At 70.6% G+C, this 14,927-nt stretch carries 15 protein-coding genes; 9 read left to right on the top strand and 6 right to left on the bottom strand.

Going from position 1 to position 14,927, the window contains the following annotated elements; genetic code table 11:
* Window positions 1–117 precede the first annotated feature (117 nt).
* On the top strand, window positions 118–1,872 hold the full coding sequence (lysS, locus tag JOB34_RS09805; RefSeq protein ID WP_347813816.1) for a lysine--tRNA ligase: 1,755 nt from the start codon (window positions 118–120) through the stop codon (window positions 1,870–1,872).
* 32 nt (window positions 1,873–1,904) lie between these two features.
* Here lysS and JOB34_RS09800 read toward each other — a convergent pair whose 3' ends face one another.
* From JOB34_RS09800 to JOB34_RS18110, 3 genes are all read right to left on the bottom strand, one after another.
* A complete protein-coding gene (locus tag JOB34_RS09800; RefSeq protein WP_208052548.1) occupies window positions 1,905–2,234 on the bottom strand; it encodes a chorismate mutase in 330 nt (109 codons plus the stop codon).
* Window positions 2,227–4,440, bottom strand: coding sequence for a UvrD-helicase domain-containing protein (locus tag JOB34_RS09795; protein WP_347813815.1), 2,214 nt, complete (start codon window positions 4,438–4,440; stop codon window positions 2,227–2,229). The genes JOB34_RS09800 and JOB34_RS09795 overlap by 8 nt, the downstream gene beginning before the upstream one ends.
* Before the next feature lie 85 nt (window positions 4,441–4,525).
* Window positions 4,526–5,569 carry a LuxR C-terminal-related transcriptional regulator gene (locus JOB34_RS18110; protein ID WP_208052547.1) on the bottom strand — a complete coding sequence of 348 codons (1,044 nt, stop codon included), beginning with the start codon at window positions 5,567–5,569 and terminating at the stop codon, window positions 4,526–4,528.
* 358 nt (window positions 5,570–5,927) lie between these two features.
* Here JOB34_RS18110 and purD point away from each other — a divergent pair, with 358 nt between their 5' ends.
* Window positions 5,928–7,193 carry a phosphoribosylamine--glycine ligase gene (gene purD, locus JOB34_RS09785; RefSeq protein WP_208052546.1) on the top strand — a complete coding sequence of 422 codons (1,266 nt, stop codon included), beginning with the start codon at window positions 5,928–5,930 and terminating at the stop codon, window positions 7,191–7,193.
* A gap of 82 nt (window positions 7,194–7,275) precedes the next feature.
* Here the strand turns inward: purD and JOB34_RS09780 are convergent, their stop codons facing one another.
* Window positions 7,276–7,488: a CsbD family protein gene (locus JOB34_RS09780; RefSeq protein WP_347813814.1), complete on the bottom strand. Its 213-nt coding sequence runs from the start codon at window positions 7,486–7,488 to the stop codon at window positions 7,276–7,278.
* A gap of 108 nt (window positions 7,489–7,596) precedes the next feature.
* On the opposite strand from JOB34_RS09780, the gene JOB34_RS09775 reads away from it, so the two are divergent.
* The 4 genes from JOB34_RS09775 (at window position 7,597) to purL (ending at window position 11,792) form a co-directional block, all read left to right on the top strand.
* Window positions 7,597–8,496: a phosphoribosylaminoimidazolesuccinocarboxamide synthase gene (locus JOB34_RS09775; protein ID WP_243757909.1), complete on the top strand. Its 900-nt coding sequence runs from the start codon at window positions 7,597–7,599 to the stop codon at window positions 8,494–8,496.
* A 65-nt stretch (window positions 8,497–8,561) separates the two neighbouring features.
* Complete coding sequence (purS, locus tag JOB34_RS09770) at window positions 8,562–8,819, top strand: phosphoribosylformylglycinamidine synthase subunit PurS (protein ID WP_179483050.1); 258 nt, start codon at window positions 8,562–8,564, stop codon at window positions 8,817–8,819.
* The gene (gene purQ / locus JOB34_RS09765) at window positions 8,816–9,487 is read left to right on the top strand and encodes a phosphoribosylformylglycinamidine synthase subunit PurQ (protein WP_208052544.1); all 672 of its coding nucleotides are present in this window, start codon (window positions 8,816–8,818) and stop codon (window positions 9,485–9,487) included. Before purS ends, purQ begins: the two co-directional genes overlap by 4 nt.
* 16 nt (window positions 9,488–9,503) lie before the next feature.
* Complete coding sequence (purL, locus tag JOB34_RS09760) at window positions 9,504–11,792, top strand: phosphoribosylformylglycinamidine synthase subunit PurL (RefSeq protein ID WP_208052543.1); 2,289 nt, start codon at window positions 9,504–9,506, stop codon at window positions 11,790–11,792.
* Between the two features lie 34 nt (window positions 11,793–11,826).
* Here purL and JOB34_RS09755 read toward each other — a convergent pair whose 3' ends face one another.
* A complete protein-coding gene (locus tag JOB34_RS09755; RefSeq protein ID WP_208052542.1) occupies window positions 11,827–12,246 on the bottom strand; it encodes a PPOX class F420-dependent oxidoreductase in 420 nt (139 codons plus the stop codon).
* Between the two features lie 122 nt (window positions 12,247–12,368).
* On the opposite strand from JOB34_RS09755, the gene JOB34_RS09750 reads away from it, so the two are divergent.
* Entirely contained in the window at window positions 12,369–12,659 is a 291-nt protein-coding gene (locus JOB34_RS09750; RefSeq protein ID WP_179483039.1) for a putative quinol monooxygenase, read from the top strand.
* A gap of 64 nt (window positions 12,660–12,723) precedes the next feature.
* Here the strand turns inward: JOB34_RS09750 and JOB34_RS09745 are convergent, their stop codons facing one another.
* Complete coding sequence (locus tag JOB34_RS09745; RefSeq protein ID WP_208052541.1) at window positions 12,724–13,521, bottom strand: fused MFS/spermidine synthase; 798 nt, start codon at window positions 13,519–13,521, stop codon at window positions 12,724–12,726.
* A gap of 109 nt (window positions 13,522–13,630) precedes the next feature.
* On the opposite strand from JOB34_RS09745, the gene JOB34_RS09740 reads away from it, so the two are divergent.
* On the top strand, window positions 13,631–13,999 hold the full coding sequence (locus JOB34_RS09740; RefSeq protein ID WP_208052540.1) for a sterol carrier family protein: 369 nt from the start codon (window positions 13,631–13,633) through the stop codon (window positions 13,997–13,999).
* 9 nt (window positions 14,000–14,008) lie between these two features.
* Window positions 14,009–14,872 (top strand): LLM class flavin-dependent oxidoreductase, encoded by an 864-nt coding sequence (locus tag JOB34_RS09735; RefSeq protein WP_208052539.1) that lies wholly within the window; start codon window positions 14,009–14,011, stop codon window positions 14,870–14,872.
* Window positions 14,873–14,927: the final 55 nt, after the last annotated feature.

The following is a 14,927-nucleotide window of genomic DNA, read 5'->3' as shown; positions in this document are numbered from 1 at the left end:
TTGCTCTTCCCAGCCGCGACGACGCACCGCGAGTGTCCGCGGAACCGTGCAGGCGTCGGCCCGCGACTGCGGACACTCGCGAAGGCGGGTGCGGCGCCGCCCGTAGACTCGCCTCCCGTGACGGAACGTTTGGACGACTGGGTCTCCCGCCTCGCCGACGAGGTGATCGAGGAGGCAGAACGACGCGACACCAAGGTCGTCTGCGCCTCCGGTCTGTCTCCGTCCGGCCCCATCCACCTGGGCAACCTGCGCGAGGTGATGACCCCTCACCTGGTCGCCGACGAGGTGAAGCGGCGCGGCGTCGAGTGCGAGCACATCATCAGCTGGGACGACTACGACCGCTTCCGCAAGGTGCCGAACTATCCCGGCGTCGACGACTCCTGGGCCCAGCACATCGGCAAGCCGCTGACGTCGGTCCCGCCGCCGAGCGGGTCGCCCTATACCTCCTGGGCCGAGCACTTCCGCGCCCGGTGCGAGGAGGGTCTGGCCCAGCTGGGCATCGTCTACCGCGGCATCAGCCAGACCGCGCAGTACACCAGCGGCGCCTACACCGACCAGGTGCTCTTCGCGATGAGTCACCGCGATCGGATCGACGAAGTGCTCGACCAGTACCGCACGCTGTCGGCTACGGACGATCCGAAGCCGGCACAGCAGAAGCAGCAGAAGAAGATCTCCGAGGACGACGCGGCCGCAGTGGCCGAGGCCGAGGCGGGCTCCGGAGCCGCCGCGGAGGACGACGGATCCAGCGGGTCCGGGTACTTCCCCTACCGTCCGTACAGCGCCACCACGGGCACCGACGAGACCACCGTGACCGCGTACGACGACGCGACCGGTTCCCTGACCTACCGCAGCGACGGCGACGAGCACACGATCGACCTGCACACCGAGCACCACGGCAAGCTGGTCTGGAAGGTTGACTGGCCGATGCGCTGGGCCTACGAGAAGGTCGTCTTCGAGCCCTCCGGCGTCGACCACCAGTCGCCCGGATCGTCGTACGTCGTGGGCAAGGACCTCGCGCCCGTCTTCGGCTGGGAGCGTCCGATCGGCCCGATGTACGCCTTCGTCGGGATGAAGGGGATGGCCAAGATGTCGTCCTCGCGCGGTGGCGTGCCCACCCCGTCGGACGCCATGCAGATCATGGAGCCGGCCCTGCTGCGGTGGCTCTACGCCCGGCGTCGCCCCAACCAGTCCTTCAGCGTGGCCTTCGACGCCGACGTGCAGCGGATGTACGACGAGTGGGATGCGTTGTGCCGCAAGGTCGCCGACGGCAAGGGTCAGCCCGGTGACGTGGCGGCATGGACGCGGGCGACCTCGACCGCCGAGGGCCTGCTGACGCAGACGCCGATCCCTGTCGCCTATCGCACGCTCGCCTCGATCGTCGACATCACGACCGGCGACGAGGAGCAGACGCTGCGGATCGTCGCGCAGCTCGACCCCTCGCAGCAGGTGCGGTCGCTGGACGACCTGCGCCCGCGACTGGACTGCGTGGAGCACTGGGTGGCCACCCAGATGCCCGCGTCCGACCGGACCGTCGTACGCGGCGAACCGGACCTGGACCACCTGGCGACCCTCACCGACCAGGAGCGCGACGCAGTGCAAATCCTCCTGGACGGCAACGGAGCCGACCTCGGACGCCTGGAGGACGGGTGGTCGCTGGACACTCTCACCCATCAGGTCTACGGGGTGCCGAAGGTGCAGCGTGGGCTCGCGGCGGACCAGATCGTGAAGGGCGACAAGGAGCTCGGCGCGGCCCAGCGGGCGTTCTTCACGCTGCTCTACACCCTGCTCATCGGCAGGGACACCGGCCCGCGGCTGCCCACGCTGCTGCTCGCGATCGGCCCGGAGCGGGTCCGCGCGCTGCTCGCCCCCTGACCGGAGGCCCCGACGGGTGCCGCCGAGCGGCCTCAGTCGTCGCGCAGGCGCTCGTGGTGGTGGATGACCTCGTCGATCACGAAGCGCAGGAACTTCTCGCTGAACTCCGGGTCGAGTTGCGACGCGCTCGCCAGCCCGCGCAGCCGTGCCACCTGACGCTGCTCACGGGCGGGATCCGCCGGCGGCAGGTCGTGTTCGGCCTTGTAGACCCCGACCGCCTGGGTGATCTTGAAGCGCTCGGCGAGTAGGTGGATCAGCGCCGCGTCGATGTTGTCGATCGACTGCCGGTACGACGTGAGGACCCCGTCCGGGGCCACGTCGGGCGTCTCGGTCGAGGCGTGCAGGGCGTCGTCGTCACTCATGGCGTGCTCCATCCTCGGATACCTCGACGATCGTCATCCGGTGGGCGGCGCGGGTGAGCGCCACGTAGAGGACCCGGACGCCGCCGGGGGACTCGCGAGTGATCTCCGCAGGGTCCACCACGACCGTGGCGTCGTACTCCAGGCCCTTGGTCGACATCGGGTCGACCAGGACGACCCGAGGGTCCGACGCCAGGGCGGCCGTCAGCGCGGCGCGGTGTGCCGCGGGGCTGACCACGGCCACCAGTCCGTCGACCTCCCTGAGCAGGTCACGTGCGGCGTCGTCGACCAGCGGGCCGACACCGGCCGGATCGGACTGCAGCACCAGCGGATCGACGCCGGTCTCGCGGACCGCATCGGGGATGTCGGCGTCCGGCACCTGCGCGCGGACCACACGTGCCGCGTAGTCGAAGATCTCCCGCGCGTTGCGGTAGTTGGTGTCCATGTGGAAGCGCTGCCGCGGCGCAGTGCCGAAGGCCTCCTCGCGGGCGCGTTCGGCCTCTGCGGGCCCCGGCCAGGAGCTCTGTGCCGCGTCGCCCACGACGGTCCAGGACGCGTAACGGCCGCGCCGCCCGACCATCCGCCACTGCATCGGCGAGAGGTCCTGCGCCTCGTCGACGAGGACGTGCGCGTACTCCTCGGCTTCTCCGATCCGCCCCCGCATCAGGCGTTCTCGCGGATCGCCGGCGATCCGTTCGGACCGACTGGTGCGCTGGGCTCCGACCGGACCCCCGACGGTGCCGAGCTCGGCGACACCGTGACCGCGTACGTCGTCCAGCTCCTCGATCTCGTAGAAACCCCGCTCCTCCTGGGGTGCCTCCGGCGGGGTGTCCAGCCGGGTCACCAGGTCGTCGATCAGCGCGATGTCCGCGACCGACCATTGGCCGGTCTCGAGGGTCTCGGCCATCGACCGGCCGAGCACCGCGACGTCGGATGCCGAGAGCACGTCGCCGGCGTACCGGTGCAGGCGCTCGGGATCGGCCAGCCACAGCAGCACCTCGCGCGGGTCGAGCGGCGCCCACCAGCGTTCGATGAAGGCCTCGACCTCACGGTGCTCCTGGAACTGGTCGACGAACTCGGGGCGCTCCCCGGTGCGCACCTGCGCCCAGGCCGCTTCCGTCAACGCCTCCAGCGCGGCCTTGCGGCCGGTGTTGTGCCGGTGGCCGCGCAGCACCTGGCGACGGATCCTGTCCAGCGCCGCGCCCTCGATGCGCACGGGGGACCCCGCGACCATCGTGCGGAGCTGATCGGGACTGCCCGGCGGCACATCGCGCGCCGCCCGCGCGAGCACCTGGCGGATCGACAGCGAACCCTTGACCCGGGCCGCCTCGGGATCGTCGAGACGGTACGCGGTGATCCCGCCCACGACGTCGCCGAGCGAGCGCAACGACACGCTGTCCTCGCCGAGCGAGGGCAGCACGCGCTCGATGTACGCCGTGTACGAGCTGGACGGCCCGACCACCAGGATGCCGCCGCTCTCGAAACGCCGGCGGTTGGAGTAGAGCAGGTACGCCGCCCGGTGCAGGGCCACGACCGTCTTGCCCGTGCCGGGGCCGCCGGTGATCTCGGTGACCCCCCGCGCGCTCGCACGGATGGCCTCGTCCTGGTGCTGCTGGATGGTCGCGACGATGTCGCGCATCCGGCCGCCCCGCGAGCGGCTGAGGGCGGCCATCAGGGCGCCGTCGCCGACGACGACCATCCCCTCGGGTGCCTCGGGGACCATCAGGTCGTCCTCGACCCCGAGCACCAGGGCGTCGCGGCAACGCAGCACGCGGCGGCGTACGACGCCGTGCGGGTCGACCGGGGTGGCGCGGTAGAACGGCGACGCCGCGGGAGCGCGCCAGTCGATGACCAGCGGCTCGTACTCGTCGTCGCGCACGCCCAGCCGGCCGACGTACCGGACCTCGTCCTGCAGGTCCAGGCGTCCGAAGACCAGGCCTTCGTACTGGGTCTCCAGCGCCTGGCGCCGACGGCCGGCGTTGAACACCAGCGCATCCCGCTGGAAGAGGCCGGTCACCTCGTCATCGCGGATCGCGCCGCCGCGGTCGCTGAACCCGCGGCCGAGGCCCTCGGCCTCCACGAGCCGCGCGCGCTCGCCGGCCTTGCCGAGCTCGACGTAGACGCGATCGACATGCTCTTGTTCGTGCGCGATCTCGGCCGCGAGCTGCGGCGGGATCGGTGGGGTGGCCGGGCGGTGGGTCACGCTCACGTTGCTCCAGAAGACGTCGACGCCAAAGACCGATAACTGTAGTCACCGTGCGTGAGCGGATCGTCGCCGCTGGGTGGGCGGATGCTCAGAGCAGGTCCCGGCGTACGGCGAGCACCCCCGCCTGGAAGCGCGTCGTCGCGTTGAGACGGTCCATCAGCGCACGCACCCTGCGCTCCACGGTGCGTTGAGACAGCTTCAGGTGCCGGGCGATGGCGGCGTCGGAAGCGCCCGCGGCCATCATCTGCAGGATGGCCCGCTCCTGGTCGGCGGCACCCATGGTGTTCGTGCCGTCGGCGCCCATCCGCCAGGGCACCCCGATCTGCCACCCCCAACGGCAGACCTCGGCGATCGCGGTCGAGAAGGCGCTGTCGGTCACGACCAGCCCGTGCGGCTGACCCTGGTCGTCCTCCAGATCCACCATGGCGAACCCCACGTCGTTGACCAGGGTGGTCAGGCGCATGCCCGGGGTGACGCGTTGCTCGTCACCCTTGGCGGCCCGCACCCGGAGCATCTCGGGGAAGTTGGGGTGGTCCAGCAGGGTGTCGGAGTAGTTGGCCTGCACGTGCACGGGCGCACCGGAACTGTTGACCAGGTCGCGCTGATGGGCCGCCATGGGCTGGTCGAGCAGCATCCGGGCGATCGGGGAGTCGGCGTAGACCATCATCACGTCGCGACGCGCGGTGCCGATGAGCCGGGTCAGTGCCTGGTTGATCCCGGCGAACGACGTCACGATCTGCACGCCTTCGAACGGGTCGCGGTCCTGCGGCCGCTCCTGGTGCTGCTGGAAGACACGCGTCATCGCCGCCGCCGACGACCGCACCGAACGGGCCCGGTCCTCCAGTCGCGCGGCGAACGCGGGCAGCACGACGTCCGGGGGAAGCACCCGCCAACTGGACCGGTCCAGGCGTTGGATCATCCCGCGCGCCTCGAGCAGGGGGAGCGTGTCGTTGATGTCCGCTTCGTTGAAACCGCCGGCCAGCAGATCCTCCCGCCGCAGCAGGGGATGCGCCAGCGCCGCCAGGTAGATGTCGGTCAGGTCCGCGTCGCCCAGGGGATCGTCGGGACCGCCGTCTCTCGTGGGCGCGCCGGTCCGGAAGTCACTCCGGTCGCTCTCTTCCTCAGGTGCCACGACAGCCACTCCTCCCGTTGCCGAAGCCCACCAGGCGGGCACGGGGCCGTCCCGGGTCCGACGATTGGCGGGTCTTCGCCAATGACGCTATCCGACAACGCCCGACTTGAAACGCTAGAGCCGGGACCGCATAGTTGTGCCTGCAGCCCTCGGGCTGTGCGAGCCTGCGGAAGCGTCGCCGACCCCCCTCGGCAGACCACCGCACCTCGCGGTGGGAACCTCCCGAAAGACCTCCCCCCTGACTTTCGGGAGGGTCCCACCACCTTCCCCACCTCTGCCTGCGGCTCTATGGACGGCGCGCGCCCGCGGCTGGCCGCGGTGGCCCTCGTTCGCCCGGGTCGCCCTAGGCTCTGTGCTCGTGAAGGTCCTTGTGGTCGGTGCCGGTGCCCGCGAACACGCGCTCGTGCAGGGGCTGGTGATCGATCCGGACGTGACGCGCGTGGTGGCCGCACCTGGCAATCCGGGGATCGCCGAGCTGGCCGAGTGCCGTGAGCTGCCCGATGCGCGCGACGCCGACGCGATCCGGGCCATCGCCGAGGAAGCCGCCGTGGATCTGGTCGTCATCGGACCCGAGGTGCCGCTCGTCGCCGGGGTGGCCGACGTCCTGCGCGAGGCCGGTTTCGCCGTCTTCGGCCCGTCCGGCGAGGCTGCCCGGCTGGAGGGAAGCAAGGCGTTCGCCAAGGACGTGATGGCCGCTGCCGACGTACCCACCGGCCGGTGCCATGTGTGCCGCACCGAGGAGCAGGTGCGCGACGCGCTCGACGCCACCGGCACGCCGTACGTCGTGAAGGACGATGGCCTGGCGGCAGGAAAGGGCGTCGTGGTGACCGACGACCTGACCGCGGCGCTGGAGCACGGCCGGGCCTGCCTGGCCGCCGGCAGCGAGGTCGTCGTCGAGGAGTTCCTCGATGGTCCGGAGGTGTCCCTCTTCTGCCTCACCGACGGCGAGACCGTCCGCGCGCTCGCACCCGCGCAGGACTTCAAAAGAGCGCTCGATGGTGACGAAGGCCCCAACACCGGTGGAATGGGGGCCTATTCGCCGCTGGACTGGACGCCCGACGGCTTGGTGGACGACGTCGTACGCCGGGTCGCCCAGCCCACCGTCGATGAGATGCGCCGACGCGGCACCCCGTTCGTCGGCGTGCTCTACGTCGGTCTGGCGCTCACCTCGGCCGGCCCGCGGGTGATCGAGTTCAACGCCCGCTTCGGCGATCCGGAGACCCAGGTCGTCCTCGCGCGGCTGCGCACACCGCTCGGCGCGCTGCTGTACGCGGCTGCCACCGGGGCTCTCGCCGACCAGCACCCACTGGTGTGGCGGGAGCAGAGCGCGGTCACGGTCGTGATCGCCGCGGAGAACTACCCGGCGAGCCCGGTCACCGGTGACGAGATCACCGGCATCGACGTCTCCGACGGGGTCTCGGTGCTGCACGCGGGGACCGCGCGACGTGGCGGGTCACTGGTGTCGTCGGGCGGTCGGGTGCTGTCCGTAGTGGCGCTGGGCGACACCCTCGCCGGGGCGCGTGCCGCGGCGTACGCGTGCGTGGACGGCATCCGCATGCGCGGCAGCCAGCACCGCACCGACATCGCGCTGGCCGCGGAGCGCGGCGAGGTCAACGTGCCCTGAACCCGGATCCTCGAGCTCGCCCCATCACGCGGGCGGGCATGCGAAAGCCCCCGACCTGACGGCCGGGGGCTCTGCTATGAGATCAGTGGTCGAAAGCGTCCTTGGCGTCCGACGCGGCGCCCTTGAGGTCGCCGTCCTTGATGTTCTCGCCGGCCTGCTTCATTTCGCCGCCGGACTGGTTGGCCTTGCCCTCGGCTACCTGGTCGGGGTTGTCGGTGGCGTTGCCGGCCGCTTCCTGGGCCTTGCCCTTGCCCTGCTGCACGAGATTCGAGATTTTGTCGCCAATGCCCATCATTCCTCCAATTGTTGTGCACGTAGCTACGAGTATGTCCCCTCGTGAGCCAGGTTGCCTGTTACCCGTCCAACGGGTGGCCACCCTCGGCGGTTCCCCCGCACTGACAGAATGCGCGCCATGACGCTCACGCTGCCGGGTTTCGCGCACGTCTACTCCGGCAAGGTCCGCGACCTCTACGCGCCGCTGGACGACGACGGTGCGCCGCGTACGGACCGGCTGCTGCTGGTCGCCTCGGACCGGATCTCGGCCTACGACTTCGTGCTGCGCTCGCAGATCCCGGACAAGGGCGCCGTGCTCACCCAGCTGTCGTTGTGGTGGTTCGAGCAGCTGGCCGACCTGGTGCCGAACCAGATCGTCTCCACCGACGTGCCCGAGCAGGTCGCCGGGCGGGCCGTCCTCGTCGAACGCCTCGACATGGTGCCGGTCGAGTGCATCGCCCGCGCCTACCTGACCGGTGGTGGCCTGTCGGAGTACGAGCGGGACGGCGCGGTCAGCGGTGTCGAGCTGCCGGCAGGGCTGGTCGACGGCGACCGGCTGCCGAAGCCCGTCTTCACCCCCACCACCAAGGCTCCGTTCGGCGAGCACGACCTGCCGATGACCTACGACGAGGTGACAGCGAAGGTCGGCACCGATCTCGCGGCGCGCGTGCGCGACCTGACCGTGCGCATCCTGGACCGCAGCAACGAGATCGCCGCACCGCGGGGGATCCTCATCGCCGACACCAAGGTGGAGTTCGGGGTGCGCGCCGACGGCGAGATCGTGCTGGCCGACGAGGTACTGACGCCCGATTCGTCCCGGTTCTGGCCGGCGGTGTCCTGGGAGCCGGGCCACCCGCAGGCGTCGTACGACAAGCAGTACGTGCGCGACTGGCTCACCTCACCGGCTTCGGGATGGGACCGCGCCTCGGGTGAGGAGCCGCCCGAGCTGCCGCAGGACGTCGTCGGGCAGACCCGCGATCGCTACGTCGAGGCGTACGAGCAGCTGACCGGCCGCACGTTCCGCCCCTGAGCCGCCGGTAGCATCTACCGGGTTCGATCAGGTCTGCGTCACCGGCCCCCGTGGGAGAAACAGCAATGGGACACGTCGTCATCGACGTCATGCTCAAACCCGAGATCCTCGACCCGCAGGGCCAGGCGGTGGCCGGTGCCCTGCCCCGGCTCGGCTTCGGTGACTTCACCGACGTACGCCAGGGCAAGCGCTTCGTGCTCGCGGTCGACGGCCCGGTCACGGACACGGTCCTCGCCCAGGCCCGCGAGGCGGCCGACACGCTCCTGTCGAACCCGGTCATCGAGGACGTCGTGAGCGTGCACGCGCTGGAGTCGGACGCGTGAAGATCGGCGTCGTCACGTTCCCGGGATCCCTGGACGACCACGACGCGCAGCGAGCGATCCGCCTGGCGGGCGGCGAGGCCGTGTCGCTCTGGCACGCGGACGCCGATCTGCACGAGGTCGACGCCGTCGTGCTGCCGGGTGGCTTCTCGTACGGCGACTACCTGCGCGCCGGTGCCATCGCCCGGTTCGCGCCCGTCATGGACAAGCTGGTGCCTGCCGCGCAGGGCGGTTTGCCGGTGCTCGGCATCTGCAACGGCTTCCAGGTGCTGTGCGAGTCCCACCTGCTGCCCGGCGCGCTGATCCGCAACGACCACCGCAAGTTCATCTGCACCGACCAGCGGCTGCGGGTCGAGAACGACTCCACCGCTTGGACCGGCGACTTCGAGAGCGGCCAGGAGATCCTGATCGCCCTGAAGAACGGCGAGGGCGGCTACGTCGCGGACGAGGCCACCCTCGACGCCCTCGAGGGTGAGGGCCGGGTGGCGTTCCGCTACCTCGGCGCCAACCCCAACGGGTCCTACCGGGACATCGCCGGCATCACCAACGAGCGCGGCAACGTCGTCGGGCTCATGCCGCACCCCGAACACTGTGTGGAGTCCGGATTCGGGCCCAGCACCGACGGCCTGGCGTTCTTCACGTCGGTGCTGCACTCGCTCGTCGACGCGTGAGGTCTTACGAAAAGCTATGACGGACAACATCATCCAGGCGCCGTCCACCGAGGGCGTGGACACGGTCGGCCGGGCAGCGGACTCACCGGACGTCGTACAGCCGTGGGCCCAGCTGGGGCTGAAGGAAGAGGAGTACGCGCGGATCCGCGAGATCCTCGGTCGTCGCCCCACCAGCGCCGAGCTGGCCATGTACTCGGTGATGTGGAGCGAGCACTGCTCCTACAAGTCCTCCAAGGTGCACCTGCGCCGCTTCGGCGACCTGCCGGCCGAGACGCCGATCGGCAAGCAGCTCGCCGGCATCGGCGAGAACGCCGGCGTGGTCGACATCGGCCAGGGCTGGGCGGTCACCTTCAAGATCGAGTCGCACAACCACCCGTCGTACATCGAGCCGCACCAGGGCGCCGCGACCGGCGTCGGCGGCATCGTGCGGGACATCATGGCGATGGGGGCCCGCCCGATCGCGGTGATGGACCCGCTGCGGTTCGGCGCGATCGACCACCCCGACACCCTGCGGGTGCTCCCGGGCGTGGTCGCCGGGATCGGCGGCTACGGCAACTGCCTCGGCCTGCCCAACATCGGCGGCGAGGTCGTCTTCGACGAGTGCTACCAGGGCAATCCGCTGGTCAACGCGCTGTGCGTCGGCGCGCTGCGGCACGAGGACCTGCACCTGGCGAAGGCCACCGGTGTCGGCAACAAGGTCGTGCTCTTCGGCGCCAAGACCGGCGGGGACGGGATCGGCGGGGTCTCCGTGCTCGCGTCGGAGACCTTCGATTCGGCCGGACCCACGAAGCGACCGTCGGTGCAGGTGGGCGACCCGTTCGCGGAGAAGGTGCTCATCGAGTGCTGCCTCGACCTCTACCGCGCCGGTGTCGTCGAAGGCATCCAGGACCTCGGTGGCGCCGGATTGTCTTGTGCCACCAGTGAACTAGCGTCGGCGGGCGACGGCGGTATGACGATCGAGCTCGACACCGTGCCGCTGCGCGACGCGTCCCTGCGGCCTGAGGAGATCCTCATGTCCGAGTCGCAGGAGCGGATGATGGCGGTTGTCGCTCCGGATCAGCTCGCGGAGTTCCTGGCGATCACCGACCGCTGGGACGTCGAGGCGACGGTCCTCGGCGAGGTCACCGACGGCACCAACCTGATCATCAGCTGGCACGGCGAGACCATCGTCGACGTACCGCCGCGCTCGGTCGCACACGACGGACCGGTCTACGAGCGACCGATGCAGCGACCGGCGTACCTCGATGCGCTGCAGGCTGATTCAGCCGTCGGTCTAGCACGCCCGTCCACCCCGGCCCAGCTGCGCGAGCAACTGCTGCAGGTGCTGGCGTCGCCGAACATCTGCGACAAGTCGTGGATCACCGACCAGTACGACCGCTACGTGCGCGGCAACACCTCGCTGGCGATGCCCGACGACGCCGGTGTCGTCCGCGTCGACGAGTCGACCGGGCTCGGCGTCGCGCTCTCGACCGACTGCAACGCCCGCTTCGCGCAGCTCGATCCGTACGCCGGTGCACAGCTCGCGCTGGCCGAGGCCTACCGCAACGTCGCGACCACCGGCGCGCTGCCGGTAGCGGTCTCGGACTGCCTCAACTTCGGCTCGCCCGAGGATGCCGGCGTGATGTGGCAGTTCTCCCAGGCGGTCGACGGGATCGTCGACGGCTGCAGGGCGTTCGGCGTACCGGTGACCGGTGGAAACGTGTCGTTCTACAACCAGACCGGCGCCACCGCGATCCACCCGACGCCTGTCCTGTCGGTGCTGGGCGTGCTCGAGGACGTCGCGCGGCGTACGCCGTCCGGCTGGTCGACGGGCGGTCTCTACCTCTTCCAGCTCGGCGCGACCCGCGAGGAGTTCGACGGTTCGGAGTGGGCCGGGGTCGTGCACGACCACCTCGGCGGCACACCGCCGCGAGTCGATCTCGCCGCCGAACGTGCGCTGGCGGACGTCCTCGTGCAGGGAGCACGGGACGGCGTCCTCGCAGCAGCGCACGACCTCTCGCAGGGCGGCCTCGCGGTCGCGCTGATGGAGGGTGTGCTGCGACACGGGATCGGTGCGCGGATCTCGTTGTCCGACAGCGTCTTCACCGACCTCTTCTCCGAGTCGGCCGCACGCGCGGTGGTCGCTGTCGCGCCGGAGCACGCGGACGCACTCGCGTCGTTGTGCGTCGAGCACGGCGTGGAGATGTCGGCGATCGGCGTCACGGCGGCCGAGCTCGACGGTCTGCAGATCGAGGGCGTCGACTCGATGACTCTCGAAGAACTGCGTCGGGCTCACACCGACACCCTGCCGGCTGTCTTCGGCTGATCGACGGGGCCCTCACTCGGCGGGTGGGGCAGGGTCAGGCGGAGCCGTAGAGGTGCGTGATGTGGAGGTGCAGCGGCAGGCGCCGGTCGCGGACCATGGCCGCCCGGTAGTCGTCCCAGTCGTCGTGCTCGCCTTGTAGCGCGCGATAGAGGTCGACCAGTTCCTCCACGCTGGGGTCCTGCGGGTCGGCGCTCACGGGCATCAGCTCGGCGTCAGCCTCCGCCACGGCGTACTGCCAGCCGCCCTTGGCGTTGACGAGGAGGCTGGCACGCGGATCACGTTGCAGGTTGTGGGTCTTCGCGCGGTCGGCGGTGACCGACACGGTGCACATGTCGCGCGAGCGGTCGTAGAGATAGACCACGTTGGACAGCTGCGGCCGCCCGTCGCGTTTGATCGTCGCCAGGCTTGCCATCCGGGAGTCCGCGATCAGGGTCCGCAGTGCGTCGTCGCTCATCCCTGCAGCCTGCCGCATGACCACCCGAGGCGTCACCATCTCCGGACGCCCGCGCGGGCAGCCTGTCAGACTGCGCGGAGACGGGGTCGACGTCGATCCCGCACGAGTTGGAAGGTGTCACCGTGTCCGATCTGGATGTCGTTGCCGTGATCGAAGCCAAGCCGGGGAACGAGGCGGAGGTGAAGGCTGCGCTGGAGGAGCTGGTGACCGCGACCCGCACCGAAGAGGGCTGTGTCAGCTACGAACTGCGAGTCGCTGCCGACGCACCGACCACGTTCATCACGATCGAGAAGTGGCGTTCGCGTGACGACCTGGATCAGCACATGAAGTCCGAGCACATCGCCAAGGCGTTCTCGGTCGCCGGGCCGCTCATGGCCGGCCAGCCCGCGATCTACCCGCTGGCGGACGCGTAACCGACGGGTCGGGGCTGCGCCCAGATCGCTCTGGCGCATCCCCGACCGTCGACGGACGCGCCGCTCAGCGCACCCGCCAGCCGCCCAGCTCCGGGGGCGCGGGGGAGCGCTCACCGGTCTCGCCGAACGGCGGGACGCCACGCACCAGTGCCGCGACCTCTGCAGCGGCGCGTAGGCCGGTCGGGAAGTCGGCGCGGGCTGCGGCTCGTCGCAGCCCGCGTACGTCGATCGGTGCCGCCGATGCGAGCAGCACGACGTTGCCGAACCGGCGCCCCTTCAGCACCTCGTTGGTCGCGAGGAGCGCCACCTCGGGCAGCGAGGCGGGCAGGGTCGCGACCACCCGGCGGATGTACCGCATGCCCGGCTCGTCGGCGAGGTTCGCCAGGAGCAGCCCGCCCGGCGCGAGCACCCGTGCGCACTCGGCGAGGAACGCGCTCCCCGTGAGTTCGGCGGGCACCCTGCCGTCGGCGTACGCGTCGAGCACGATCACGTCGGCACTCGCGTCCCGCAGGGCCCGGACGCCCGCGGCACCGTCGGCCGGGCGCACCCGGATGCGGTGCTGGCGGGGGAGCGGGATCTCGCGTCGCACCGACTCGGTCAGCTCGACGTCGGGTTCGAGCACGATCTGCGGCGACCCGGGGCGGATGGCCTGCAGGTAGCGAGCCAGGGTGAGGCCGGCGCCCCCGACGTGCGTCACCCGTAGCGGGCCGGGCGGCAGCAGATCGAGGACCAGAGCGAAGTGCTGGACGTACTCGAAGACCAGAAGCCGCGGATCGTCGGGTTGCACATGGGACTGCGGGTGCCCGTCGCGCATCACGGTCACCCCACCGCGCTCGTCGGTGACGAACTCGATGTCGGCCATCCGCACAGTCTGCTGGAACCCTCGCGAACCCCGACTGTCCGCTCTATCGCGCACCCGTCCGCACGAAACCGCGGACACCCGCGGCGGTGGCTCGTGGTGGGATGGACGGATGCCGCGCCGACGTATCGATCCGGCCACAGGCAAAGCCGCGCTGCGCGCCTGGATGGCCGATCCGAGGTCCCTGGACCGTGCGACGCTCGCGACCGCCGTGCGCTACACGCTGGAAGAGTTGTCCCTGCAGGCCCCGGGCCGCAGCGTCGAGGTGCGCGTGCCGCCGTACGGTGCCGTGCAGGTCATCCAGGGCACGACGCACCGGCGCGGCACGCCCCCGAACGTCGTTGAGCTGCAGGCTGACTCGTGGCTCGCATTGGCTGTCGGCGACCTGACCTGGTCGGAAGCGGAGTCCAGCGGTCGGCTGAGCGCGTCGGGTGGTCGAGCGGACCTGTCGGCCTACCTGCCCCTCGTACGTCGCTCGTAGGCTGCGGCCATGCGCTTCGGAATCACGATCCTGCCCGAGCACCGCTGGTCGGACGCCGCATCCCTCTGGCGGGCCGCCGAGGAGCTGGGCTTCGACCACCTCTGGACCTACGACCACCTCACGTGGGGAGGGCTGCCGGACTCGCCGTGGTTCGGGACGATGCCGACCCTCACAGCGGCGGCCATGGTCACTTCGCGGGCCCGGCTCGGCACGTTCGTGAGCTCGCCCAACTTCCGCGACCCGGTCACGTTCATGCGCGACATCCTGGCCGTCGACGACATCTCCGCCGGTCGTCTGATCGTCGGCATCGGGGTCGGGGGTGACCGGGACTCGCAGGTCATCGGGCAGCCGACGCTGAGCACGCGGGAGCGCGTCGACCGTTACGAGGAGTTCGTCACCCGCCTGGACACCGTGCTGCGCGAGGACCATGTGTCGTACGACGGCGCGTACTTCCGCGCGAACGACGCTCGGACGCTGCCCGGCGCGGTGCAGAGCCCGCGACCGCCGTTCATCCTCGCGGCGAACGGACCGCGCTCGATCTCGATCGCCGCCGAGCGCGGCAACGGCTGGGTGACGTACGGCAAGCCGGCCGACGAGCCGACGTGGTGGGCGGGCCTGGCCGACGTGTCGGAGCGGATGACTCGCGCGCTCGCGGCCCGCGAACGTGAGGACGACTTCGAACGGCACCTGAACCTGGACGGCGGCGGCGCGTACGCCCTCTCCAGCGTCGAGCACTTCGCCGACATGGTGGGACGTGCGGAGGAGCTCGGCTTCACCGATGTGATCACGCACTGGCCGCGCCCCGATGGGCCGTATGCCGGCTCACGCGACGTCCTGGAAGCGGTCGCCGACCGCTACCTCACTCGCCCCTGAAAAACGGACATGCCGGGCGGGTCACAGGTGACCCGCCCGGCATGTCCGAATGGTG

Origin of the sequence: Allobranchiibius sp. GilTou38, from assembly GCF_017565325.1 — a bacterium.
GTDB classification, from domain to species: Bacteria; Actinomycetota; Actinomycetes; order Actinomycetales; family Dermatophilaceae; genus Allobranchiibius; species Allobranchiibius huperziae.
Note: the sequence above shows the minus strand (reverse complement) of the source record. Positions and strands in the feature narration are given on the sequence as shown.